The organism is Corynebacterium curieae, assembly GCF_027570035.1.
Classification (GTDB): Bacteria; Actinomycetota; Actinomycetes; order Mycobacteriales; family Mycobacteriaceae; genus Corynebacterium; species Corynebacterium curieae.
Genome location: NZ_JAKMUU010000004.1, coordinates 74,587 through 97,186 on the forward strand (window position 1 = coordinate 74,587; position 22,600 = coordinate 97,186).

General features: G+C 58.8%; 27 protein-coding genes and 2 tRNA genes. 17 read left to right on the forward strand and 12 right to left on the reverse strand.

Annotation, left to right across the window (positions count from 1 at the left end):
* Positions 1–93 precede the first annotated feature (93 nt).
* Genes L8V01_RS07865 through L8V01_RS07875 form a run of 3 tightly spaced genes read right to left on the reverse strand, consistent with a single transcriptional unit; the run spans position 94 to position 1,563 of the window.
* Positions 94–855, reverse strand: coding sequence for a hypothetical protein (locus L8V01_RS07865; RefSeq protein ID WP_269946533.1), 762 nt, complete (start codon positions 853–855; stop codon positions 94–96).
* Positions 856–899: 44 nt separating this feature from the next.
* Entirely contained in the window at positions 900–1,208 is a 309-nt protein-coding gene (locus L8V01_RS07870; RefSeq protein WP_269946534.1) for a DUF202 domain-containing protein, read from the reverse strand.
* Complete coding sequence (locus L8V01_RS07875) at positions 1,201–1,563, reverse strand: YidH family protein (protein WP_269946535.1); 363 nt, start codon at positions 1,561–1,563, stop codon at positions 1,201–1,203. The genes L8V01_RS07870 and L8V01_RS07875 overlap by 8 nt, the downstream gene beginning before the upstream one ends.
* A 120-nt stretch (positions 1,564–1,683) precedes the next feature.
* Here L8V01_RS07875 and L8V01_RS07880 point away from each other — a divergent pair, with 120 nt between their 5' ends.
* From L8V01_RS07880 to L8V01_RS07900, 5 genes are all read left to right on the forward strand, one after another.
* The gene (locus tag L8V01_RS07880; RefSeq protein WP_269946536.1) at positions 1,684–2,388 is read left to right on the forward strand and encodes a hypothetical protein; all 705 of its coding nucleotides are present in this window, start codon (positions 1,684–1,686) and stop codon (positions 2,386–2,388) included.
* A 28-nt stretch (positions 2,389–2,416) separates the two neighbouring features.
* Positions 2,417–2,800, forward strand: coding sequence for an NUDIX hydrolase (locus L8V01_RS07885; protein ID WP_269946537.1), 384 nt, complete (start codon positions 2,417–2,419; stop codon positions 2,798–2,800).
* Between the two features lie 89 nt (positions 2,801–2,889).
* Positions 2,890–3,315, forward strand: a complete 426-nt coding sequence (locus L8V01_RS07890; protein ID WP_269946538.1) for a MarR family winged helix-turn-helix transcriptional regulator — start codon at positions 2,890–2,892, stop codon at positions 3,313–3,315.
* A 75-nt stretch (positions 3,316–3,390) separates the two neighbouring features.
* Positions 3,391–4,797, forward strand: a complete 1,407-nt coding sequence (locus tag L8V01_RS07895) for an MATE family efflux transporter (RefSeq protein ID WP_269946539.1) — start codon at positions 3,391–3,393, stop codon at positions 4,795–4,797.
* A 99-nt stretch (positions 4,798–4,896) separates the two neighbouring features.
* Complete coding sequence (locus L8V01_RS07900) at positions 4,897–5,103, forward strand: hemolysin III family channel protein (protein WP_269946540.1); 207 nt, start codon at positions 4,897–4,899, stop codon at positions 5,101–5,103.
* A 134-nt stretch (positions 5,104–5,237) separates the two neighbouring features.
* Here the strand turns inward: L8V01_RS07900 and L8V01_RS07905 are convergent.
* A tRNA-Ser gene (locus L8V01_RS07905) sits at positions 5,238–5,326 on the reverse strand.
* A gap of 108 nt (positions 5,327–5,434) precedes the next feature.
* Here L8V01_RS07905 and hisC point away from each other — a divergent pair.
* Positions 5,435–6,487 carry a histidinol-phosphate transaminase gene (hisC, locus tag L8V01_RS07910; protein ID WP_269946541.1) on the forward strand — a complete coding sequence of 351 codons (1,053 nt, stop codon included), beginning with the start codon at positions 5,435–5,437 and terminating at the stop codon, positions 6,485–6,487.
* Entirely contained in the window at positions 6,488–6,880 is a 393-nt protein-coding gene (locus L8V01_RS07915; RefSeq protein WP_269946542.1) for a phage holin family protein, read from the forward strand.
* On the opposite strand, the gene L8V01_RS07920 is transcribed toward L8V01_RS07915, so the two are convergent.
* On the reverse strand, positions 6,877–7,137 hold the full coding sequence (locus L8V01_RS07920; RefSeq protein ID WP_269946543.1) for a MoaD/ThiS family protein: 261 nt from the start codon (positions 7,135–7,137) through the stop codon (positions 6,877–6,879). The two genes, L8V01_RS07915 and L8V01_RS07920, sit on opposite strands and share 4 nt — an antisense overlap.
* 58 nt (positions 7,138–7,195) lie before the next feature.
* Between L8V01_RS07920 and L8V01_RS07925 the strand changes: the two genes are divergently transcribed.
* From L8V01_RS07925 to L8V01_RS07940, 4 genes are read left to right on the forward strand one after another with little or no spacing between them, the layout of a single operon-like run.
* Positions 7,196–8,332: a molybdopterin molybdotransferase MoeA gene (locus L8V01_RS07925; RefSeq protein ID WP_269946544.1), complete on the forward strand. Its 1,137-nt coding sequence runs from the start codon at positions 7,196–7,198 to the stop codon at positions 8,330–8,332.
* Positions 8,329–8,808, forward strand: a complete 480-nt coding sequence (locus tag L8V01_RS07930; RefSeq protein WP_269946545.1) for a MogA/MoaB family molybdenum cofactor biosynthesis protein — start codon at positions 8,329–8,331, stop codon at positions 8,806–8,808. The genes L8V01_RS07925 and L8V01_RS07930 overlap by 4 nt, the downstream gene beginning before the upstream one ends.
* A complete protein-coding gene (locus tag L8V01_RS07935) occupies positions 8,798–9,259 on the forward strand; it encodes a molybdenum cofactor biosynthesis protein MoaE (RefSeq protein ID WP_269946546.1) in 462 nt (153 codons plus the stop codon). Before L8V01_RS07930 ends, L8V01_RS07935 begins: the two co-directional genes overlap by 11 nt.
* The gene (locus L8V01_RS07940) at positions 9,256–10,254 is read left to right on the forward strand and encodes a ThiF family adenylyltransferase (RefSeq protein ID WP_269946547.1); all 999 of its coding nucleotides are present in this window, start codon (positions 9,256–9,258) and stop codon (positions 10,252–10,254) included. The genes L8V01_RS07935 and L8V01_RS07940 overlap by 4 nt, the downstream gene beginning before the upstream one ends.
* A 29-nt stretch (positions 10,255–10,283) precedes the next feature.
* Here L8V01_RS07940 and L8V01_RS07945 read toward each other — a convergent pair whose 3' ends face one another.
* From L8V01_RS07945 to L8V01_RS07955, 3 genes are all read right to left on the reverse strand, one after another.
* Complete coding sequence (locus tag L8V01_RS07945; RefSeq protein ID WP_269946548.1) at positions 10,284–10,544, reverse strand: hypothetical protein; 261 nt, start codon at positions 10,542–10,544, stop codon at positions 10,284–10,286.
* Between the two features lie 202 nt (positions 10,545–10,746).
* Positions 10,747–12,261: a hypothetical protein gene (locus L8V01_RS07950; RefSeq protein WP_269946549.1), complete on the reverse strand. Its 1,515-nt coding sequence runs from the start codon at positions 12,259–12,261 to the stop codon at positions 10,747–10,749.
* A 1,100-nt stretch (positions 12,262–13,361) separates the two neighbouring features.
* Positions 13,362–13,445, reverse strand: a tRNA-Ser gene (locus L8V01_RS07955).
* Positions 13,446–13,623: 178 nt separating this feature from the next.
* Between L8V01_RS07955 and L8V01_RS07960 the strand changes: the two genes are divergently transcribed.
* On the forward strand, positions 13,624–14,580 hold the full coding sequence (locus L8V01_RS07960) for an NAD(P)H-quinone oxidoreductase (protein ID WP_269946718.1): 957 nt from the start codon (positions 13,624–13,626) through the stop codon (positions 14,578–14,580).
* Here the strand turns inward: L8V01_RS07960 and L8V01_RS07965 are convergent.
* Positions 14,577–15,833, reverse strand: a complete 1,257-nt coding sequence (locus L8V01_RS07965; RefSeq protein ID WP_269946550.1) for an aminotransferase class V-fold PLP-dependent enzyme — start codon at positions 15,831–15,833, stop codon at positions 14,577–14,579. The genes L8V01_RS07960 and L8V01_RS07965 overlap by 4 nt on opposite strands.
* A gap of 212 nt (positions 15,834–16,045) precedes the next feature.
* Here L8V01_RS07965 and wzm point away from each other — a divergent pair, with 212 nt between their 5' ends.
* The 3 genes from wzm (at position 16,046) to glfT1 (ending at position 18,745) form a co-directional block, all read left to right on the forward strand.
* The gene (gene wzm, locus L8V01_RS07970) at positions 16,046–16,897 is read left to right on the forward strand and encodes a galactan export ABC transporter permease subunit Wzm/RfbD (RefSeq protein WP_269946719.1); all 852 of its coding nucleotides are present in this window, start codon (positions 16,046–16,048) and stop codon (positions 16,895–16,897) included.
* 46 nt (positions 16,898–16,943) lie between these two features.
* Positions 16,944–17,747: a galactan export ABC transporter ATP-binding subunit Wzt/RfbE gene (gene wzt, locus L8V01_RS07975; RefSeq protein WP_150850302.1), complete on the forward strand. Its 804-nt coding sequence runs from the start codon at positions 16,944–16,946 to the stop codon at positions 17,745–17,747.
* A 74-nt stretch (positions 17,748–17,821) separates the two neighbouring features.
* Positions 17,822–18,745 carry a galactofuranosyltransferase GlfT1 gene (gene glfT1 / locus L8V01_RS07980; RefSeq protein WP_269946551.1) on the forward strand — a complete coding sequence of 308 codons (924 nt, stop codon included), beginning with the start codon at positions 17,822–17,824 and terminating at the stop codon, positions 18,743–18,745.
* Positions 18,746–18,907: 162 nt separating this feature from the next.
* On the opposite strand, the gene L8V01_RS07985 is transcribed toward glfT1, so the two are convergent.
* From L8V01_RS07985 to L8V01_RS07995, 3 genes are read right to left on the reverse strand one after another with little or no spacing between them, the layout of a single operon-like run.
* A complete protein-coding gene (locus tag L8V01_RS07985) occupies positions 18,908–19,348 on the reverse strand; it encodes a GtrA family protein (RefSeq protein ID WP_269946552.1) in 441 nt (146 codons plus the stop codon).
* 11 nt (positions 19,349–19,359) lie between these two features.
* Entirely contained in the window at positions 19,360–20,268 is a 909-nt protein-coding gene (locus tag L8V01_RS07990; RefSeq protein WP_269946553.1) for a hypothetical protein, read from the reverse strand.
* A 9-nt stretch (positions 20,269–20,277) separates the two neighbouring features.
* Entirely contained in the window at positions 20,278–20,742 is a 465-nt protein-coding gene (locus L8V01_RS07995) for a hypothetical protein (protein ID WP_269946554.1), read from the reverse strand.
* Positions 20,743–20,776: 34 nt separating this feature from the next.
* On the opposite strand from L8V01_RS07995, the gene L8V01_RS08000 reads away from it, so the two are divergent.
* Both L8V01_RS08000 and L8V01_RS08005 read left to right on the forward strand, forming a co-directional pair.
* Entirely contained in the window at positions 20,777–21,052 is a 276-nt protein-coding gene (locus tag L8V01_RS08000; RefSeq protein ID WP_269946555.1) for a hypothetical protein, read from the forward strand.
* 126 nt (positions 21,053–21,178) lie between these two features.
* A complete protein-coding gene (locus L8V01_RS08005; RefSeq protein WP_269946556.1) occupies positions 21,179–22,594 on the forward strand; it encodes a decaprenylphosphoryl-beta-D-ribose oxidase in 1,416 nt (471 codons plus the stop codon).
* Positions 22,595–22,600: the final 6 nt, after the last annotated feature.

Here is a 22,600-nt window from a genome sequence, read left to right on the forward strand (position 1 = left end):
CCTGCCTGCCTTTCTTGCCCTAGGGTATTTATCCCCTTGAGTGTTGTCTTCAGCCCACTTAGACTACGCCATTACCCAGATGACGCCGCGCTGCTAGCCGACGATCTGGTGGCTCGTCGTTTCCAGGTGAGGCGTATCCCCATCCAGCGTGAGATTCCCAGTGAATTCTTGGGTGGCGCAGCACGCTGCATCATTGGGGCCATAGGCCCGCCACGTGACGGTAATAGTGTCCTCGGTCCACTGCAGCTGCTGGATATGACCGCGCGCCGGCGCCATTCCCTCGCGCTCCCAGTCTTCTACCTTGGTGATGTAATTCAGATCGTTGTCATAGATGAGCAGGTTATCCGGCCAGCCCACGCCGCCTTTATTGCAGACGTAGGTAATAACGGCTTCGTCTTTGCCATCGCCGTTGATATCCGCGTAGGCGCCCTTTGGCGTATCGTCCTGATTCCGCTTCAGGGCAGCCATCGCATGGGGGTAGCCGGCCTTCAGGTTTTCCGGCAAAATGCCGCCTTCTAGGTTGCCAGCTTGGTTCTCACATAGTGCCAGCACCCACAAACTGTCTAAGGCTTCTACCGGGATGATTTTGTTTTCCCCACCAGCCTCGGCGTCTTTGCCCTTGTCGGCACCGGCTTCGGTTTCTGTGTCATCTACGGAGCCGTCAGCGGAGTCTTCCTCGGCGTCCGTCTCGGTCTCGGTCGCGGACGAGGCAGCTGAAGAAGTACTCGGAGCGGCGCCGGTGAAATTCGGCTTATCCGCGGACTCGGTGGATTCGGTGAAATTGGAACAGCCGCTTAAGGCGACTACTGCTGTCACCGTGAGAAAGGCGAGAGGGATAGATAGGGATTTAGACATAGGCATAATATACAGCGCCGCAGCGGCGACGGCTGGGCGGAAAACTAAAAGAAAAGTCCCCACAGCGCGAAGGCGGCCAGCAGGGAAACAAGCCCCGCGGTGCTCGCGAGGATGAAGGCATGCGGGAGGGGACGGTGGGTGGATAAGGAGGCGTCGACAAGCGCGGCACGCTGCCATACCGCCAAAGCCAGCGCCAATACGCAGGCAGCGATGAAGACCAGCGGCAAAAAGACCTGCACGCTTACCGCCCGCATTACGCCCAGCACCACCAAGGACAGTGCCAAGAGGGTGCGCTGCCACGATAGCCGGGTGCGCTCGGGCTGCAGGCCGGGATCGAAGAGTGGACTAGCCAAGGAACTCGCCCACCACAAGCGCACCCGCTACCACCACAATCGCCACAACGAGCACCGGGATAGCAAAGCTAAAGGGCAACGGGCGTTCCTCACGCATCGCGCGTTCGGACTGCTTCCAATGCACCCACGCCACCACCGGCAGAATAATGGCCACTGCCAGCATGAAGACCGATACCGCAGAGCGCAGTTCGGCCGGCAGGGGAACATCAAAGGCCTCGAGCGCCACGCCGCCGGCAATCAACGCCAGGGAGGTGCGAATCCAAGCCAAGAACGTGCGCTCATTTGCGAGCGTGAACCGCGGATCAGGGTCGGTGCCAACCGCGAACACCGAGCGGGGAAACCTCGAGTCACTCATGGGCACCACTTTATATTCATTTCCGCCTCACGTCGCGACACGATAAGCCCACGCGATTCTCTGCCTTCCCGTAGCCTCAAAGATGCAGGCCAGCCCCTAAGCAAAGGAGCATCCGCCCCTATGTACCTGCCCGTGTGCAGATTCACAGTGACCTCCCCGAACGAGGAAAAGTTTTTCAGCGAAGAGAACATCGAGCGCGTTAGTACCCCAAATCCGCACCCAGATCCCACCGGATTGCGCGAGGTCATTATTAACGGCGGTCCCTGCCCTACAAAGAACCATACGAAGTTCGATTTCCTCTTTGAGCTCATCCGGATGGGCTACATCGTGATTATGGGACTTTTCCCCTTTGCCTTGACCGGCCTCGATACCTACATCGCTGTGCTTATCAGCCTGCCCATCGTTACATTTGGCATTTCCAAGCCCATACGCTGGCTTGCCTCAACCCGCACCGAGCGCACCCTGCTGCGTAAGGCATGGACCAATAACTGGCTGGAGTTTTATCCCGCCTTGGTGGGAAACTTCCGCCACGCTCGCGTCATGGTTTTCTTTCCTGACGGTTCCACGGAGGTGCTGCCGGGGCTAGCAACGGCGAAAATTACGGACTACCCGCCAGAGATAATGCGGACCGATGGCAGCGCCATGGTGGACAGCCCAGACGATTTGCGCGTTAGCCGCACTGATAACAATGGCTGGATAGTGCTAAGCGTGCTCGCTGGTGATCCAGTGTCTGACGGCACCCTCGACGTTGGCTTGAATGAGCAGCAGGTAGAAGCGGCACTCTCCCACGTGAAACGCGAGTGGGTGCCGGGCTTCCTGAACTAGTGTGCCGCAGCGGGTTATAGTCGGGCACATGATTGAAGTTGCCGCCGTAGTTTTTCGTAATTCCTTTGGCCACGTCCTGACAGTGCGCAAAGATTCTTCCACCAAGTTTCAGCTGCCCGGTGGCAAGCTCGAAGCTGGCGAAACCCCACTGCAAGCCGCTGCTCGCGAGGTTGCCGAGGAAATCGGCGTTGACGTCCGCCTTCCTGAGCTTTCCCCACTCGGAACCTTCGATGCACCGGCTGCCAACGAACCCGGTGAAACCGTGCGCGGCCATATTTTTACCTATCCGCGCCCGATCTTGGCCCGTGCCGCCGCAGAGATCGCCGAAGCCGCGTGGGTAGACCCCACTAATCCCGATCGCGAGCTCGCCCACCTGCTGCGTGACGAGGTCTTTCCCGCCTTGGGACAGTAGATTCGTCGCTAGGATCCCGCCCCACAACACTTCAAAGGCATTTAGTTAGAGGATTGACAGTTAGGGCTCTAACCATTAGTGTTCTAACTATGACTTCACGAGCAACCGAGATCGCCAACCTAATCCGCCAAGTAGGAATCGCCCACCGCACCAAAGCTAACGAATGGATCGCAGACGCTTCCCTCACTCCGGAACAGGCCTTTGCACTCGGGCATATCGTGGACAATCAAGACAACGGCGTCATCGCCCGCGATTTAGCTGAAGTCACCAGAACCAAACCTGCATCCGTGGCCAACTTGGTCAAGGGCCTGGAGACTCGCGGTCTGATCACCCGCGCGCCCTCCCCCACGGATTCACGCATCAAATTTATCCACCCCACCGAGCTCGGCACGCAACTCCATGCCGACTTCAAAGACACCCTGGGGAAAGCCGATGAAGACATTTTCGGCTCCTTAACCCCCGCCGAACAAGACCAACTTATCGCCTTGCTCGAGCGCATTACAGAAAACTCTTAAACCACTTCACTACCGCTTCACCGCGCCGCACTATCCGGCGCGGCGATCACCCCTGCCATTTTGGAGGGCAGAACCATGTCAAATAACAACTACACCCTTTCTTCGGCGCCGCTCCTGCGCGCCCTTTTGCACCTATGCTTACCGATGATCGCCGGACTCGCCGCCGGCTCCCTCTACAACGTGGCCGGCGCCGCCATCGTCGGGCACCTTGATAACACCGCCTTTCTCGCCGCGCTCACGTTTGGTCTGCCGGTTTATTCGCTCATCATGGGATTTGGCAACCTCTTCGGCGTCGGCGGCGGAACCTACATGTCCCGCCTTGCCGGCGAATATGAAAAATCCGGCGATAGCCACCTACTAACACGAATCAAAAACGTGTCTGCCTTTACCTTGTGGGCGTCGCTTAGCGTCGGCGTAGTGCTAGGAATTGTTGTCGCCCTATGCGCACATCCCATCGCGCACGCCATAGGCGCCGGTTCCGGAACCCCAACCGCTGCCGCTACCAGCACCTTTATTGTCGCGCTCGCACTAGGCTCACCCTTGCACATTTCCGCATTTTCGCTAGAACAGCTCGTACGCGCGGAGGGTGCGGCCTCCCACTCCATGATCGGCATGGGAATCGGTGCGGCCGCCAATGTGCTCTTCGATCTCATCTTCATCCTTGGCTTGGGTTGGGGAATGACCGGTGCCGGCGTTGCCCTTGCGCTGACCAACCTCATTGTGTGTGCCTACTACGTGTGGTGGCTGTCCACCCGTTCTTCCCAGGCTTCGCTGCGGCTTTCCGACGTCCACGTTGACACCAAACTCGTCACCACCGTGGTGGAGACTGGCTCGTCTGAGCTTTTTATGACCGCGTTCATCATCATTACCACGCTCATCATGAACTGGATTGCTATGTCCTACTCCGAAGCTCTGCTTGCCTCCATGGGCCTCGCGCTGCGCGTTAGCAACCTAGTGGAAATGATTGTTACCGGCATCGTCATGGGCTCGCTGCCGCTGATGTCTTATGCCTTCGGCACCGGCAAGCACCAACGCCTGCACGCCGCAATCCGCAGCGTGGCGCTGGCTAACCTGGCGGTCGTTGCCATCTTTTCTACCGCAATCTTCGTGTTCAAAGAGCCATTCCTGCACTTGTTTAGCTCCGATGCGGAGGTCATTGCGGATTCCACCTCCTTCCTCACCGCCATGCTCGTCTCCACCGCATTTAACGGATTGACCAGCTTGATGATCTCCGTCTTCCAGGCCACCGAACAAGGGCGGGCTGCCGCGGCACTCTCCATCATCCAAGGTGTTGCCTTCGTCCCCATTGTTCTAGCCGCCCATGCCTGGATTGGTATGACCGGCGTCATTTGGTCCATGACCGCTGCAGAGTTCATCACCTTCCTCGCGGCAGCGGCAATCTACGTCCACAATCGGTGCCGCTTGGACGCCGCTCCGAGCAAGCGGGAAGCTCCTGAAATGGCTGAAGCCCTAGCCGCCTAACGCCGAATTCCTTCCCTCTGCGAGGAGTTCCATGAGGTGATAACCTTTTCTGCAAAAGAATTGCCTTATAAATCTAGATAGGGAGCCTAAGGACACGCCATGACTGCAGCCCGTCAGTACGAAATCGCCACCGTTGCCTGCCTTGTACTCGGCGCCATCAGCTCCGTAATCGCCATGCTCATGTTGCCCGCGCTCTTCCATGAGTTCTCCCCGCTGCGCTTGGAAATCCTCACCGGCACCCTCATTTTCGGAGTAGGCATGCTGCTTCTCGCTCGCCGCTGCGCACCACACGCTCTGGGCCGTTAGTAGTTCGCCTCCCCCACTCACCTCTTCCCCACCCGCTATTGCGGCTGGGGAATTTTTGCGGCTTATTTCCCTGGTTGATCCGGCAATGCTAGACACCGATACAAGAAAATCCCGAGCGCACGCTCGGGATTAGCTGGCGGAGATGAGAGGATTCGAACCTCCGGACCCCAGAAGGGTCAACTCCTTAGCAGGGAGCCCCATTCGGCCGCTCTGGCACATCTCCACGGTTCACAAGGAACCTCGTTTGAGAATACCTGCCTGCCCCGCCGCTGCCAAACTAGCCCCCTCCTTTCCCGCCCACAGCAAAGGTGCAGGCCCTAAAGTGGTAGGCATGATTCGCCCAGACCTAAAAGCCATCCCCGCCTACGTCGCTGGTGCGCGCAACGATGACGCGCTCAAGCTCTCCTCCAACGAGGCAGCACACCCGCCGCTGCCCGAGGCGGCCGCGGCCATGGCGGAGGCGGCGGCACACGCCAATCGCTACCCGGATATTGCGGCCACCACGCTGCGCGAGGAACTCGCCGCGCACCTGGGTGTGGATTATGGGCAGGTAGCGGTGGGCACCGGCTCATCCGCGCTGTGCCAACAGCTGGTAGAAATTACCGCCACCCCTGGTGAAGAAATCCTCTTCCCGTGGCGCTCCTTCGAGGCCTACCCTATCTTCGCCCAAGTGGTAGGTGCCCATCCCATCCCGGTTCCACTCGGTGCAGACCAGCGCGTGGACCTGCCAGCCATGGCACGGAAGATTACGGACAAGACCAGGCTTATCTTCGTGTGCAACCCCAATAACCCTTCCGGCACCACGGTCACCAAGGACGAGTTCTCCGCCTTCATGGATGCCGTGCCTGCCGACGTCCTCGTCGCCCTCGACGAGGCCTATATCGAATACAACCGCACCTCGGACACCCCGCTGGGCACAGAGCTGGTAGGCACCTATCCCAACCTGGTGTGCCTGCGCACCTTCTCTAAGGCTTATGGCTTGGCCGGCGTGCGCATCGGTTATGCTTTTGGCCCGAAAAATATTATCGAAGCCCTCAATAAGGTGGCCATCCCCTTCTCTGCCAGCACCGTGGCACAGGTTGGTGCCCGCGCGGCGCTGGCGGCGCAGGATTCGCTGCGGGAGCGCACCGATGAGGTCGTCGTCCAGCGCGAGCGCCTAGAAGAAGCCCTGCACGCGTGGGGAGTGCCGCATTCCGAGGCAAACCATGTCTGGCTGCCGGCTGCGAATCTGGCCAGCCTTGGCACCCCGCAGGAGGTGGCCGCTCGCCTAGCCGAACGCGGAGTGCTCGTTCGCGCGTTTAGTGAAGGCTTACGCATTACCGTCACCACCGAGGAAGAAACCGACACCTTGCTGCAGGCTTGGAACGCAACCATAGGAGGCTAAATGCGCTCGCTCATCAACTTCGCTCTCAACGTCTTTGCCATCGCGGTGGCGCTGTGGGCGGTGGTCGCCGTCATTCCCGGCATTACCATCACCCCAGCCGAGACCGGCAATTTCATTGCCATCGCCATCGTCTTCATCATTATTAATGCCGTGGTCATGCCGGTGCTGCGGGTCCTCGGCGCGCCGCTGACCTGCCTAACGCTCGGACTTTTCTCCCTCGTCATTAACGGCGCGGCGCTCATCATCGTGGAGTGGGCGTTGAATACCCTCGATCTCGGAATCGGACACCTCGTCATCGATTCGTGGGGTGCGGCGATTATCGGCGCCATCGTGCTCTCGATTGTCAGCAGCGTCATCAATTTCTTTACCAGTCCGCTGCGCCAGCGCGATTAGCCGCCTGCAAAAGGTGGCAGCACATCCACGCGGGTCACACCCACCAGCGGTGAATCCATGGCGGTGTTTCCGGCGCCGCCGATAAGAAAGCTGCAGCGCCCCAGCACCTCTTTCAGGCTCATGCCGGCCTCGGTGGTTCCGGTGTGCTCTTTGCCTAGCTGTGTCACCAGATCGCCCAAGGTGGCAGGGGCTTCTACCTGCTCAGAAGCCACGCCCGCGGCGGCACGGGCGGCGGCAAAATAATGAACGGTCAACATGCCTTCCACTATGCCCGCACACCCCTGCCGTGTCGAGACCGCGGGTAAACTAGCCGCCATGCGCACACCCGAGACTCACGCGCGCGAGGTCGCCGCGGCCCTGCCCGCACGCCAGGTCACCACCGTAGCCCTTCACCAAGCGCAGGATATGGTGCTAGCTGCGGATATCCACGCCGGTTTCCCCTCCCCTCGCTTTGATAACTCCCAGATGGATGGCTACGCGCTCCCGCAGTGCGCGGCCGGAACCTACCTGGTGGGCCCTACCATCGCCGCCGGTGACGACCCCGCCCGGGTGCTCAACGGCCCACTCGATGCGGCCTGCCCCATCATGACCGGCGCCAAAGTGCCAGAGGGAACCGCAGCCATCGTGCCCATCGAGCACTGCGAACCACAAGAATTCCTCTCCGCAGGTGCTCGCATCACCGTGCCAGAGACCTCGCCAGGACAGTTCATCCGCCGCACCGGCTCAGATCTAGAGGAAAGCGCCCTCCTTGCAGTCCAAGGAGATAGGCTCACGCCTGTCCGCTTGGCCGCCCTCGCCTCCCAAGGAATTACCGAGGTGGAGGTCTATCGCCCCGCCCGCATCCTCATCTGCACCGGCGGCGCCGAGATCGGCCATGGCAACGCCGCCATCCCGGATGCCAACGCACCACTCCTTACGGCGATGTCTCACCGCGCCGGCATCGAAGTCGCAGGCTATATCACCACCAATGATGACCCGCAGGCATTGGCCCACGCCTTCGCAGAAGCCATCGCGCAGCACCACCCGGATGCCGTTATCACCTCGGGCGGAATCTCGGCCGGGAAATTCGAAGTAGTCCGCCAGGTGCTCACTGGCTGGTTTGGCCACGTGGACCAGCGACCCGGCGGCCCGCAGGGCATCGCCACTTTTCACGACACCCCAGTGATCTGCTTGCCTGGAAACCCCATTTCCACGTTGGTGAGTTTCCGCCTCTTTGTCGCCCCAGCGCTGGGCTGGACACCCGAGCCTTTCCGCGTTCCCCTCGCGGCGGGAATCGAAGGCCTCCCGCACAAGGAGCAATTTCGCCGCGGACGCGTGGATTCCCACGCCCATATCCTCGGTGGCGCAAGCTCCCACCTGCTCGCCCAAGCCGCCGATGCCACCCATCTCATCCGCATCCCTGCCGGTCAACGCCTCGAAGCAGGCGAGGAAGTAGAGGTCTACCCACTATGAGCCCACAGCGCACCGCCATCGTCATTGTCGCTTCTACGCGCGCCGCCGCGGGCATCTATGAAGATCGCTCCGGGCGCATCGCAGTAGATTTCTTGCGCCGCAAAGGCTTCGACTGCCCCGACGCACGCATCGTTTCCGACGCCGATATTGCCGCGGCTGTTGACGCCGCGTTCGCCGAAAAACCGGCAGTCATCCTGACCTCCGGCGGCACTGGGCTGACCCAAGATGACCAGACGGTAGAAGCCGTAACGCCACATATCACCCGCGAGTTGCCCGGCATTGCGGTGGCCTTCTGGCAGAAGGGGCTGGAAAGCGTACCTACTGCGGTGGCCTCCCGCGCCATTGCGGGGGTCAACGACACCACTTTTGCCATGACTCTTCCCGGTTCTACCGGCGGGGTAAAGGATGGCTGTGCAGTCTTGGAAGAATTGATTGTTCCGATCGTCGATATGCTAGAAGGAATACATGAACACTGATCCCTCCTACGTTGCCGAGCAAACCGGCTGCACCATTGGCACGCTGCTGAGCGATCAGCCCCTCGAATCTCTTCTTGCCGCCGCCAAGGAAGAGACTGTCACGGCCGCCATGGGTGCCGTTGTCACGTTTGAAGGGGTTGTGCGCGATCACGACGGCGGCCGGCCCAATGTGACTTTGCTGTCCTATAGCGCACACCCGTCCGCACCAGAAAAACTGCAAGAAGTCACCGATTCCGTTGCGGCCAACCACCCAGTGCGCCTGTGGGCCGCCCACCGCACGGGAGATCTCGAGGTCGGTGACCTAGCCTTTGCCGTAGTAGCGGCCGCCGCACACCGCGGCGATGCCTTCCGTGCGGCCGAAGAATGCGCCGATAGGGTCAAGGCGGAAGTACCCATCTGGAAAGAGCAAAGCCACGGCGATGGCTCCACCAACTGGGTGGGACTGGAATGAGCACCCGCTATGCCCGCCAAGAAGCGCTGTGGGGCGAAGACGGCCAGCGCAAGCTCAGCAAAGCCCACGTAGCGGTTATCGGTGCCGGCGGCCTGGGCTCCCCCGCCCTGCTCTACCTAGCCGGCGCAGGCGTAGGCCGCATTTCGCTTTTCGACGACGACGCGGTCTCCCCCTCCAACCTGCACCGCCAGGTCATTCACACTACCGCCGCCATCGGAACGCCAAAGACGGATTCCGCCGCGGCTGCGGTGCGCGCGCTCAATCCAGAGGTGGACATCACCTGCCACGGCCGCCTCGAATCAGCGACAGCGCTTGAGCAGCTACGCGGCTGCGATCTCATTCTCGACGGCACCGATAACTTCGATGCGCGTTACTTAAGTTCCTGGGCCGCCCACGAACTAGGAATCCCGCATGTGTGGGCCTCCATCCTCGGCTTCGATGCCCAGGTCAGCGTGTTCTGGTCCGGCCACGGCCCTGTCTATGAGGACGTCTTTCCCACCGCTCCCGCGCCCGGCGAGGTCCCCTCCTGCTCGCAGTCCGGAGTTCTGGGCCCAGTGGTCGGCGTTGTCGGATCCGCCATGGCGCTCGAAGCCCTCAAACTCATCGCCGGCGTAGGCACTCCACTCATCGGCACGCTCGGCTACTTCGATGCCCTTTCCGGTACCTGGGAATACATCCCGCTCCAGTCCACCGGCGCGCAACCAACCCAGCCTGCCGACGCCCCCGAGGTCCGCGAGATTCCCCCTCACGCTCCGCTTATCGACGTCCGCGCCTCCCCCGAGCGTGCCCAATCCGCGATCCCCGATTCCACGCACTTTGAACTCGACCGTATCCTCGACGGCGAAAACCCCAACATCGAACCGGATGCTCCGGCAGTGATCTACTGCGCCAGCGGCATCCGATCCGCCCAAGCCGTGGATATCCTCCGCAAACGCGGCTTCACCAACGTCGTCTCCCTACGCGGCGGCATCAATTCCTGGCTCGAGCAGCATTAGCCACTTTTCGCCTGTTAACGGAAGGCAGTTTAGCGGTCCATTCGGGTCTTATGTTCCTTATGCCGTGCAAATAGGAACCAAATAAGAGGCCCAAGGAACGGGTAGGCAAATGCCGCCATCGCCAGCAGTATTTTGACCCCTACGCTATATCCCGAGCGAATGATGGATATGAGCGAAGCCACCCAAAAGACCAACAGAGCGATAACGATGACGGCACCTATCCCGCCCGCAAGCCAGCCATATGATTCTGGTACCTGTTCTTCGGCCAACAAAGAAATGGAATTAGTCATAGTTTCCTCATGGTTAACGGTCTTTCGATATCCAAACCTCAAGGTAGTAACTCATTGTAAACATTGACTGACTTCGTCCTGAATTTTCTCTGCATCCCAGTACAACCTGTCAAAACGTGATTAGGCACCCTACCGATTCGGTAGGGTGCCTTAATACTGCACTCCCTCACTCAGAAGCTATAAGCTTCTATGCTCCTTTAACTTAGAAAGGAAGCTTAGGCAGCTGAGGAAGCTGCGGCAGCTGCAGGTTCAGCTGCTTGCCCAAGAATGGGAAGATAGCTGCTACAGCGCCCAATACACCGAGGACAATGCCTGCGATGCCCAGCGGGGACAGCTTGGAGGACTTGTCCTTCGGGTCCTTGTTCGGGTTCTCAGTCTGCTCATTGTCTGCAGGAGCCTCAGGGGTCTCAGGGGTCTCAGAAGTCTGAGCGTCGTCCTCATTCTTCTCCTGTTCAGCAGCTTCCAGCTCGGCAGCAATCTGCTTGGTGACCTCGTTGTCCTTGTTTAGAACCAGCTTGAGAGCTTCTTCCCACTCAACAGCGTCAAAGGAGTTTTCGTAGGCGTTGGTCTTGGTAGCGGTGCGCATTGCGTCGAAAGCCTTAGCCTCGCCGTCTTCCTTAGCACCCTCGAAGTTATCCAAGTCGCCGTTCCAGCCGTCCAGCAAGTTCTTCTCGGTTTCGCTCAAGGAGTCTGCGTACTTGGTGGTGTTCTCGTTCAGGGTAGGAAGAACGTTCCAGTAAGCCTGGCGCAAGGTGATGTCCTTGCCGTCGATGGTGATGTTGCGGTCAGCATCGGACTCGCGCAGTTCAATCACGCGGGTAAGCACGGTGAAGCGTGCCTCGTACAGGCGCAGGACGTGAACCTGAGCGCGTGCTCGGTCGAGAAGTGCCTGACGAACCAAAACGTCGGACTTTTGAGCCTCACGAGCAGCGTCCTTCGCAGCAGCGGTTGCCTTATCGAGAGCTGCCTCAGCATCCTCAACCTTCTTCAGCTGAGCCTTGGTGGTTGCGATGAGCTCCTCCAGCGGTGCGAGGTAGGAACGTGGGATGAAGTTGTCCTCGGCCTGGTCCGCATCACGCTCACCAGCGTGATCGTATGCTTCCTCGTAGGACTCAAGTGCTGCCTTGATTTCATCTACGGAAGCAGGGGAAGGAGCCTGCAGATCCTCCAGGCCACCCTTCTGGCCTTCAGCGTTTACAGCATCAACCTTGGCGGAGATAGCCTCTTCAGCAGCGGACTGTGCGGCGTTCAGCTCAGCCTTCTTCTTATCAACGTTCTTCCAAGCAGCGTCAGAAGCGTCATCCTTCTGCTTAGCGAACTTAACGGCGGCACGAGCGTCCTGCACGTTCTTGCGAGCCTTAGCCAGCTCCTGGGTAGCTACCTCGCCCTGCTTCTTGAAGTCACCGTAGGTAGCTTCCTCAGACGGGTCAATGCCGTCCTCGGCATCCTGCAGAACCTCTTCGATGATCTGATCCAACTCAGCGTGACCATCGATGTAGTCCTTGGTAGCGCCGGTAGCCTTCAGCAGTGCTTCTTCGGTGTTGTCGAGAGCCTTAACTTCTTCAGCTGCAGAGTTATCCGCAGGGTTGAAGCCGTCGCCCTGGGTCTGGGCAACTACGTTGTCTTCTGCGAAAGCGGGAACAGCCAGACCGGAAACACCGGTAGCAACTGCAACAGCACCGGCGAGGGCGGCGGTACGAACACGATTCTTGAACATATTTTCCCCTAAAGAGAGTTGAGTTTGGGTCAGTGAGAATTATCTTTCGATAACCGTCGTGTAGGGCGACGCGAGCAATGTTCCAACGAATGAACTTCTCATTCTCAACATTCAGTGCAGCTTTTGTCGCTGGGAATGACCCTATCCAAGAAGCAGGTTCGCTTCCAGCCCAATACAACCTTCTTGGCAGTTAATTTTCAGGCGAACACAAGAAGGTTAAGCGTATTTTCACTGGTCATCATATATACAGTCGGACACGCTTACAGAAAACGGATTCTCAGTGCGCGTAAAAACTGTGAACATTGTGACGATATTTCACCCCCATACGGGTGCTGCATAGTTAATTTCTGAATATGCATTAGCACCAACTGTCGACACACATTTCCACAAGCTCCCCAGCCTTCACGACGCCCCTTGCCGGCCTAATCATCATGCTTGCAGATCTGTATCCAGCACTTACGCGAATTAAAAACCTAACCAGAACCTTAGGTAGCTAAATATTTTCGCTAGGAGAGTTGCATATTTGCATACTTCGTACGGCATATTATGCTCTAAATTGCACTCCAGCCAGCACGCTTCCACCCGTTGGTGCATTTTTATATTTGACAGGCAATCTCATGGTGATCTTATTTAAGCAATTTAGCATTCTAATCTACTTATTCCGAAAGGATAAATGGGTGAAATCCTATATAGAACAAAGGTTCTTTTATTTTTTGATGGGTAAATATTTACGGCATTAACGGCTTTCTTGCTTAAACCGAATTAATGACCATACGAACGGCATCAAGTGGTACAACTGCAGGCCTCCCCGCATCGGATACCGCCATCGAAGCGAAGATTGGAGAGGCCTAGGTACTTACCGATTCACGTCCGAATCTTGCCTGTTTCCGCACATTCAGAAGACAACCTTCCTCAACCTGGAAGGCACCAATGAATCAGGATTTGGTTGGCGAGAATTTTGTTGCGTTAGGAATAATCAAAACCCAATACGTGGAGTTCATCCTGCAACTACTTGAGATCGGTAGGGCAGATCAGGGCAGGGCAGATTCTAAGGAAAAAGCAAACCCCTAGTCAGGGACGACTAGGGGTCAGACAGTCTGCGGAGACGGCGGGATTTGAACCCGCGGAGGTATTACCTCGCCGGTTTTCAAGACCGGTGCATTCGGCCGCTCTGCCACGTCTCCAGGTTGCGCATCGAAGGCAATCTCCTTGCCAAAGAAGCAACTTGGTCAGTCTACTAAATAGATGGCCCTGTTTCCCAAAAGGCCACCGTCAGCGCTTAAAATGATTACTCCCCGCGAGGTCATTCGTGGCACAGGACACAGGATCTTCATTAGATTGGGGCCCATGGCTACAACAAAAATGAAGGCAATTGTCCAGACCGACCCACAGGAGCGTCGATCCCTAGAGCTTCGTAACGTCGATTTTCCGCAGCTGCAACCAGGTGAAGTTCTCGTCAAGGTACACGCTGCCGGCGTCAACCGCGGCGATATCTTGCAAACGATGGGTGCCTACCCGCCACCACCGGGAGCGTCCGAAATCTTAGGCTTAGAAGCCGCCGGCACTGTCGCGGATGCTGGCGATACCGATTGGGAGGTGGGCGCTGAAGTGGGCTGCCTACTTGCAGGAGGCGGCTACGCCGAATATGTGGCGGTTCCAAAAGGTCAACTGCTGCCCGTGCCAAAGGGGTTCAGCTTGGAAGAAACCGCTGCGGTAGTTGAGGTCGGCTGCACCGTCTGGTCCAACCTTGGCATCGAGGCGGGCCTACACGAGGGCCAGCGCGTGCTCATCCACGGCGGTGGCGGCGGTATCGGTACATTTGCCATCCAGGTGGCTAAAGCACTGGGGGCGGAAGTGGCCGTGACAGCCGGTTCGCAAGAAAAACTTGAGCGTTGCCGCGAACTAGGTGCAGATATTCTCATCAACTATAAAGAACAGGATTTCTTAGAAGAGTTGAAGGGAAGCTGCGATGTCATCTTGGACATTATCGGGGCAAAGTACTTGGAAAAGAATATGAAATGCCTAGCCAAGGATGGCAAGCTCATCATCATCGGCATGCAGGGCGGAACCAAGGCCGATATCAACCTAGGTGCCATGTTGCCCAAACGCTTGACCATCCAGGGCACTACGCTGCGCGCCCGCGATCTGGAGGATAAGGCACAGATTGTGGCAGGCACGGTAGAAAATGTGTGGCCCATGTTGGAGGACGGCCGCGTAAAGCACGCCCTACACGCCACTTACCCGCTTGCCGACGCCGCCCACGCCCACGCCGCACTCGACAGTGGCGAGGTCACTGGCACCTTGGTGCTTACTGTTTAAGCCAGCGAGGCTACAACACGCGTCAGGTGCTCGACGTCGTGATAGGTATTGAAGGGGCCAAGCGCAACCGTCACGGCGCCACCGATTTCTTCCACGCCCATCTCCGTAAGCAACGGGGTTTGTGGGGCAAGCGTAGTGACGAGCCCGTTGTCAAAGAGGCGCTTGTACACGGTCTCAGCAGGAACGCCCCTTACGGCAAAGGTAAGGCGGGGCAGGCGATCGTCGGATGCGCCGGCGGCGGCCTCCCCAGTCACGCCGAGGATATGCACGGCAGGCAGCGTGCTCAAGAAGGAATACAGGTCTGCGCGCAATTCCTCCAAGTAGGCACTGAGCGCATCCATGGAGGTACGCAAGCGCTTGCGGCGCGAACCACTCTCCCCACCAGCAAGCGCAGCGAGGTGGTCCACGAGCGGGCCGACGCCACCGGCAAGGCCAGAGGAAATGGGCGTCTCCAGCTTGCGGGCCCCCTTGCCGGCATGCACCGGATCGAGGGCATCGAGTCGCCGGAACATTCGGGTATCGCGGAAAACCAAAGCCGCTAGCTGCGGGCCGCCTAATAAGCCCAAGTCGAGGCCCAAGATATCGGCGCCGAGCTCATCAAAGTTGATGGGGCGATAGGGGGCGATCGCAGAGACGTCGAGAAGCGTCCAGGCACGGGAGCGCTCATGGACCGTATCGATAATCTCAGCCGCTGGGGAAACAGTGCCCAAAAGTTCGTGCGCGGCAGAGAAGGCGACAAGCCGCGTAGAGCCGTCGACAAGCTCTGCGAACTGGAATCCTGGCAATTCGCCTGTTCCCAAGTCCGGCTGGGCCCAACGGGTCTCCGCCTTGCCCTCAGAAAACGCCGAGTACAAAGACGGTGGATCAAGCTTGGAAAGCACCAGCGAGGAATTGCTACCTAAAAGCGGGCGCGCCGCATGTGCCAAGGACTGGTAGAGCACCGGCAGGGAGGGGCCAAGCACCACGCGATCCGCCTTGGAACCGGTCAGATCGGCTACGGCCATGCGCGCAGCGGTGTAATTGCCATCTCCTTCCAAACGCCCCGGCGCGGGCGTGGCAGAGTGGGCGCCGCCTGGCCCTTCCTGAGTGGCCACCGCAGTGGACATGCGGAAGGAGCGAGCCACGCCGGAGGCTACTCGCTCAGAAATCTGGGGAACCGCGTGCGCGTTGAGGTAGGTCCAACCATCAGATAGCCCGGTGTATAAGCCGCGCACACTGAATACGTCATAGTGTGCCGAAGCTCCTGCTGGCATTACGGTCCCTTCTTTATCGCGCTAAGCATCGCCACTCAGTGGCGGTCGATCCCCTACTGTATACGCGTTTGCCCCAAGTTTCCCAAATCTGGATTTTCGCTGTATATCGCTGTTTTCGCAGGCTGGCGGCGTGTAGTTCCCGTTTGCCCAGCCCGCGCGCTAGGGTGTTGAGCGTGCAAGATAACAATCAACTGCGCGCTGATATCGCCCGCATGACCTCTCAGCCAGACAGCGAGGCCACCCCAGCGTCCCAGTCCGAGACCCTCAAGGCCGCCTTCGCGGATCTTGCGCAGGGTGCACAGCAGCGCGAGCTGTGGTTCAAGCTGGGTATTCAAGATATTAAGCAGCGCTACCGCCGCTCCGTCCTGGGCCCATTTTGGATCACCATCGCCACCGGCGTCATGGCCCTAGCCCTGGGCCTGCTATATTCCATGCTCTTCCAGATTCCCGTTGCGGAGTTCCTCCCCCACGTCACCGTGGGCCTTATTATGTGGACCTTCATCTCGGGCTGCATTAAGGAAGGCTCCACCGTCTTCATTGACAATGAGGGCTTAATTAAACAGCTACCCGCTCCCCTTTCGGTGCACGTCTACCGCCTCGTATGGCGCCAGACACTGTTTTTGGGCCATAACCTCATCATTTGGTTGCTGCTTATCCTTATCTTCCCGCGCAGCCTGGGCTGGGAGTTCTTCCTGTTTATCCCTGGTTTGGCATTGCTTTTAGTCAACGGCGTGTGGGTCACGATGTTCTTTGGCATTATTGCCACCCGCTTCCGCGACGTAGCCCCGCTACTGGAAGCTTTGACCCAGCTACTGTTTTACGTCACTCCGATTGTGTGGATGACCAATACCTTGAAAGACCAAGGCGGTGCTGTGGCCGGCCGCGCCCGCATCGCGGAGATCAACCCGCTCTATCACTACTTGGAAATCGTCCGCGCACCGATGATCGGTGAGCCGGTGGCCGCCTACCACTGGTGGATCGTTATCGGCTGCACCATAATCGGCCTGCTCATCGCGGGCTTGGTTATGCGCAAGTGGCGCTTCCGCGTCAGCTACTGGGTTTAGGCCCGCGCCCTGCACTTGCTGAGATTCCTCGAAAGGATACAGACTGATGGTCTCGATTGATACGTATAACGCGTGCGTGGACTTTCCCATCTTTGATGCCAAATCTCGCTCGCTGAAGAAGGCCATGCTCTCTTCCGCCGGTGGTGCGATTGGCAAAAATGCCCAGAATACCGTTGTGGTGGAGGCGCTGAAGGATATTAACCTGCACCTGCGTGAGGGCGATCGCGTGGGTTTGGTGGGCCATAACGGCGCCGGCAAATCCACCTTGCTGCGCCTTTTATCTGGCATTTATGAACCCACCCGCGGTTCTGCCGATGTGCGCGGCCGCGTGGCCCCCGTCTTTGATTTGGGTGTGGGCATGGACCCAGAGGTCTCCGGCTACGACAACATCATTATCCGCGGCCTCTTTTTGGGCCAATCCATCAAGCAGATGAAAAAGAAGATGGATGAGATCGCGGAGTTTTCTGAGCTTGGCGATTATCTTTCCATGCCACTGCGCACCTATTCCACCGGTATGCGCGTACGTTTGGCACTTGGCGTGGTGACTTCCATTGAACCGGAAATCCTGCTGCTGGATGAGGGCATCGGCGCCGTCGACGCCGCATTCATGGCCAAAGCACGCGTGCGCCTGCAGGAGCTGGTGAAGCGCTCCGGCATTCTGGTCTTTGCCTCCCACTCCAATGACTTCCTGGCTCAACTGTGTAATACCGCGCTGTGGATCGACCACGGCGAGATCCGCTCGGTGGGCGAGGTTTCTGACGTCGTCGGTGAATACGAGGGCCCAGAGGTTGGAGAATACGTCCGCGACCTGCGCGAGCGATTTGAAAATGAGGATACGAGCGACAACTAGCAGCGCTCTTTTTCGCATCTCGCTTCCGCTGCGCGGAGTGTTTCTGCGCTAGCCCGCCCCAGCCCGGTGGCAAGATGGAACGCATGACTGCCACCCTGACTTCTACCGGTTCCACCGCCGCCGTCATTGTTACCCATCAGCGCGCCGAACTATTGCGGGCTTCGCTCGCACAGGTGGTACACCAAACCCACCCCGTGCAGTGGGTAATCGTGGTGGATAATGGCGCAGAAGATGCGGTGCGCGAGCTCGTGGAATCCATGGCGGGCGACCGCGGTGTTTATGTGCCCTCAGAGACCAACTTGGGCGGCGCTGGCGGCTTTGCTCTGGGCTTTCTCACCGCGCTTTCTTTGGGTGCCGATGCCGTGTGGTGCGCCGATGATGATGGGCGCCCCGCCGATCACGCGGTACTTGCGGAGCTGTATCGGGTAGCCGAGGCCAACCGCCTGCACGAGGTTTCTCCAGCGGTGTGCAATATCGACGATCCCGGCCGGCTGGCCTTCCCCCTGCGCCAAGGGTTGGTGTGGCGCCGCCGCATGGATGAGCTGGAGGGCGACTTCCTGCCGGGCATTGCCTCGCTGTTTAATGGCGCGTTGATTTCGGCGGCAGCCATGGAGGTTATTGGGGTACCGGACTATCGCCTCTTTATCCGTGGCGATGAGGTGGAATACCACCGCCGGCTGGTAAATTCCGGGCTCTCCTTCGGCACGGCGCTAACCACCAGCTACCTGCACCCGGACGGCTCGGATGAGTTCAAACCAATTCTGGGCGGCAAGATGCACACGCAGTACCCAGAGGGCGAGTTCAAGCGCTTTTTTACCTACCGCAATCGCGGCTACCTGCTGTGGCAGCGCGGCATGCGCAAGCTACTGCCGCAGGAATTCGCGCGCTTTGGCTGGTTCTTCTTGGTCCAACGCCACGATCCGGCAGGCTTTATCGAATGGCTCAAGCTCCACAACCGCGGCCGCAGGGAAGATTTCCGCCGGCCCGGTCAGGGCTAGGTAGGCTCCTGCTTGACGACGCCCCGCGCTTCCGCTTTCTCAAAAGAATCCAGCGCTACACCGCGAAATTCACTACCACGGCGGTGGCTTTAGGCCCATCAGCAGGAGGCCAGGCCAACGCAAACGTGAAGTCCTGCGCACGCAAGCTCAGGCTACTGACGTTTACTTTTCTTTAAAGATGAAGGCCCTCTGAATGGCAAAGTTGGTCACTGTGGCCACGCCTTGGGCGATGACAAAGGCGATGGTGTCTTTCACCGCACCCTCAAAGCCAAGGGAGATGAGCGGCTCATTGAGCACCCAATACAGAAAGTTTTGTACCGCGAAGGTTGAGGCGTACAAGATACCTACGGTCGCGGCCGTGCGGCCGGACACCTTGGCCCCAAAGGTCCACCGCGCATTGGCTAGGTAGGCGGCAATGGTGCCAAAGACCCAACCGATCGCCTTGGCGGCAGAGCGGTGCAGGCCCAAATACGTCAATAAAAGCGTGAGACCATAGTCAATGGCGGCAGTAAATACGCCCACGGAAATAAAACGCACCAGCTGGGTATGCAGCGAGGTGGATGAGGGCTTTACTTCTACGGCGTCGTCAGCTGAATTAGTCACGAGTGAGTAGCCTACCCGCGCAAGAGCGCTCGGTACATGTCCAGCCGGTCCACCGGCGCGGCGGATTCAGCACCATAGGCACCGATACCGGCCAATTGTTCCAAGGATGCTGCGCATAGCTCGCGGACTTCGGCACCGGTAAGTGCCTTGCCGTCGTCATTGACCCAGCCGAGCGCATCCATGGTGGTCTCCACCACGGAATCAGTCAGCTCCGCCCCGCCCATGCACGATAGGGCAAGCACCATGGACCAAAAGGCATCTTTTCCTTCATGTGTGACCTCGCGCGGCAGGCTGGCGAGCACGCGGGTGGTATTACCGGATAGGTCCGTGTCTCGGCTTAGATCCATCGCCTGGAGTAGCGGGACGAAATCATAGAGTTTGGTGCGCTCAATCAAATCACGCACGGGCAAAGATACTGCGGAAAAGACCTCATCGGTTACCTCTTGCCCGGTCAACTCGCGGTTAACGCTGGTGAGCTCAAAGGGCTGGAAGAGCGAGCCCGAACCTCCCACGCACAGGGCCTCTGGGGTGCCGTTATCGCGCGGGTAAATATCGGCTACCACCAGTTCGAAATCCCATAGGCCCCAAACGAAGTCGATCTGGTCTCCCGCGCGCCATAGGAATTCGGAGGCCTGGCGTTCCGGATCGATGCGCTGACCACGGGCCTCTGTGTGTTCATAAAAGTGCCAGGGCGATTCTTCCTCCGGCAGGCCAAAACAAATGCGCAGCACGCGGTGTAGCTCCGTAAATGTCAGCGCATCGCTAAAACCAATCTGACGGTGCACCTCGCCATCGGCGCGAATATTTGCAACTTGGCAAATAATGGTGAGGGGCTCGCGCTTTAGGGATACCACGCTATCGGCGCGCTTGGCCCGCGCCTGTGCGATATCGGTGACCCCTGCGTTCATGAGCCCCACCATACGCAAGTTTTAGGAAGCTAGTTTTGCAATATCGCGCGCTTCCAGCTCACTAATCAGGAACGTCAGCGCTGCGCCAATGGCGCCCAATAGGGTCCACGGCCGCTTGGCACCGCGCTTGCGCAGGAACTTCACCATGCGCTGGGAAATAGCAATATTCATCCAGCCGCCCAGGATGAGCAGCAGCACCACTGCGGCAAAAATAGCCCAAGGCTTAAGGCCTTGATCGGAAATATCCTGTGGCGAGCGCGGCTCATCGCCATCCTGCTCAGCGTGCGCGTTGGTATAAGCCACTAGGGCACCAAAGCCAAAGAAAGACAAGGTATACGCAGTAATCAATCCGCCCTTGGATTTGATCCAATCAGGATAGGAGGTCGCGATGCCCACGGCGGCAGCTTGGGTAATGCGGCCTGCCAGGGTGTCATCGAGGGCGTAGTTGTCTTGTTGCTGATCTTGCGTCTCGCGGTTGTTGGTCATAGCGACCACTTTAAGCGGCGGTAAGCTAATGCGCATGTACTCGGAAAAGACAGAGCATATGACGCCCGCGCAGCAGGCGGCCCAGGATGTGCGCGCGGAGGATGATAAGCGCAACGGCCACTTCGAAGCCACAGAGCACACCGATGTACCCCTGAGCCCGTTCATGACGCGGCTTATGGCGGAGGAACTACCCATGTTGGATTCCTCCTCGCGGGCTCGGGTCTACGAACTTTTGCGGGCGTACGATGGCCCGACTATTGAATCCCAAGACGAGCTGCCAGAGGAGATCCGCGCGCTTATGGATCTATAAACGGACACATTCGGGCAGTACAAGCGTCCGTTTTGTTCCGAATATCACTCGCGTCACTCCATCACCCCTCGTGTGAGCTAGGTAGGCTGGAGAAGCGACATAAGTCCGTCGAGCAAAGAGTAAGAGATGGAATTACACACCACTGAAAAGTCCCTGCACGGCTGGGGCCGCACCGCCCCGACGACCGCCCACGTGCTCGCCACCGAAGACGTGGACGTGATCAAAAAGGCCGTGGCTCAGGTTGCAGAAGATAACTCGGATAAGCCCGCCCACCTGCGCCGCGGCGTCATCGCCCGCGGTATGGGCCGCTCCTACGGTGACCCCGCCCAAAATGGCGGCGGCCTGGTCATCGACATGCAAAAGCTCAATAAGATCCACTCCATCGATCCCGAGTCCGCTCTGGTGGACGTCGATGGCGGTGTCACCTTGGACCAGCTGATGAAGGCTGCCCTGCCATATGGCCTGTGGGTTCCGGTTCTACCGGGTACTCGCCAGGTCACCATCGGTGGTGCTATCGGCCCGGATATTCACGGCAAGAACCACCACTCCGCCGGTTCCTTTGGTGACCACGTGGTCTCCATGGAGCTGCTCGTGGCCGATGGCCGCGTGCTGCACCTGACCCCGGAGGGCTCCGAGGATGACCCGAGCGGCGACCTCTTCTGGGCCACCGTTGGCGGCATGGGCCTGACCGGCATCATCCTGCGCGCCACCATCCGCATGACCAAGACGGAAACCGCCTACTTCATCGCGGATACGGACCGCACCGATAACTTGGATGAAACCATCGCCTTCCACTCCGATGGTTCCGAGCACAACTACACCTATTCTTCCGCCTGGTTCGATGTCATTTCGCCAGAACCAAAGCTGGGCCGCTCCACCATTTCCCGCGGCTCGCTGGCCACCCTGGCGCAGCTGGAAGAACTCGCCCCGAAGCTGGCCAAGGATCCGCTGAAGTTCAATGCGCCGCAGCTGATGACGGTGCCGGATATCTTCCCGTCTTGGACTATGAATAAGCTTTCCCTCTCCGCTGTGGGCTTGGCTTATTACACCATGGGTGCACCGGCGAAGAATCAGGTCAAGAACCTGACGCAGTTCTACCAGCCGCTGGATCTCATCGGCGAATGGAACCGCGGCTACGGTTCCAAGGGCTTCCTGCAGTACCAGTTCGTGGTACCGACCGAAGCCGTGGAGCCGTTCAAGGAAATCATCCGCGATATGCAGCGCTCCGGCCGCTACTCCGCACTCAATGTGTTCAAGCTCTTCGGCGAGGGCAACCGCGCACCACTGTCCTACCCGATGCCGGGCTGGAACGTCTGCGTGGACTTCCCCATCCGTCCAGGCCTGGGTAAGTTCCTGGATGACCTGGACCGCCGCGTGATGGAATTCGGTGGCCGCCTCTACTTGGCCAAGGAGTCCCGCACCTCCGCGGAGAACTTCCATAAGATGTACCCGGGCATGGAAGGCTGGCTGAAGACCCGCAACGAGATCGACCCGACCGGCGTCTTTGCCTCCGATATGTCCCGCCGCCTCGAGCTGCACTAATCACTG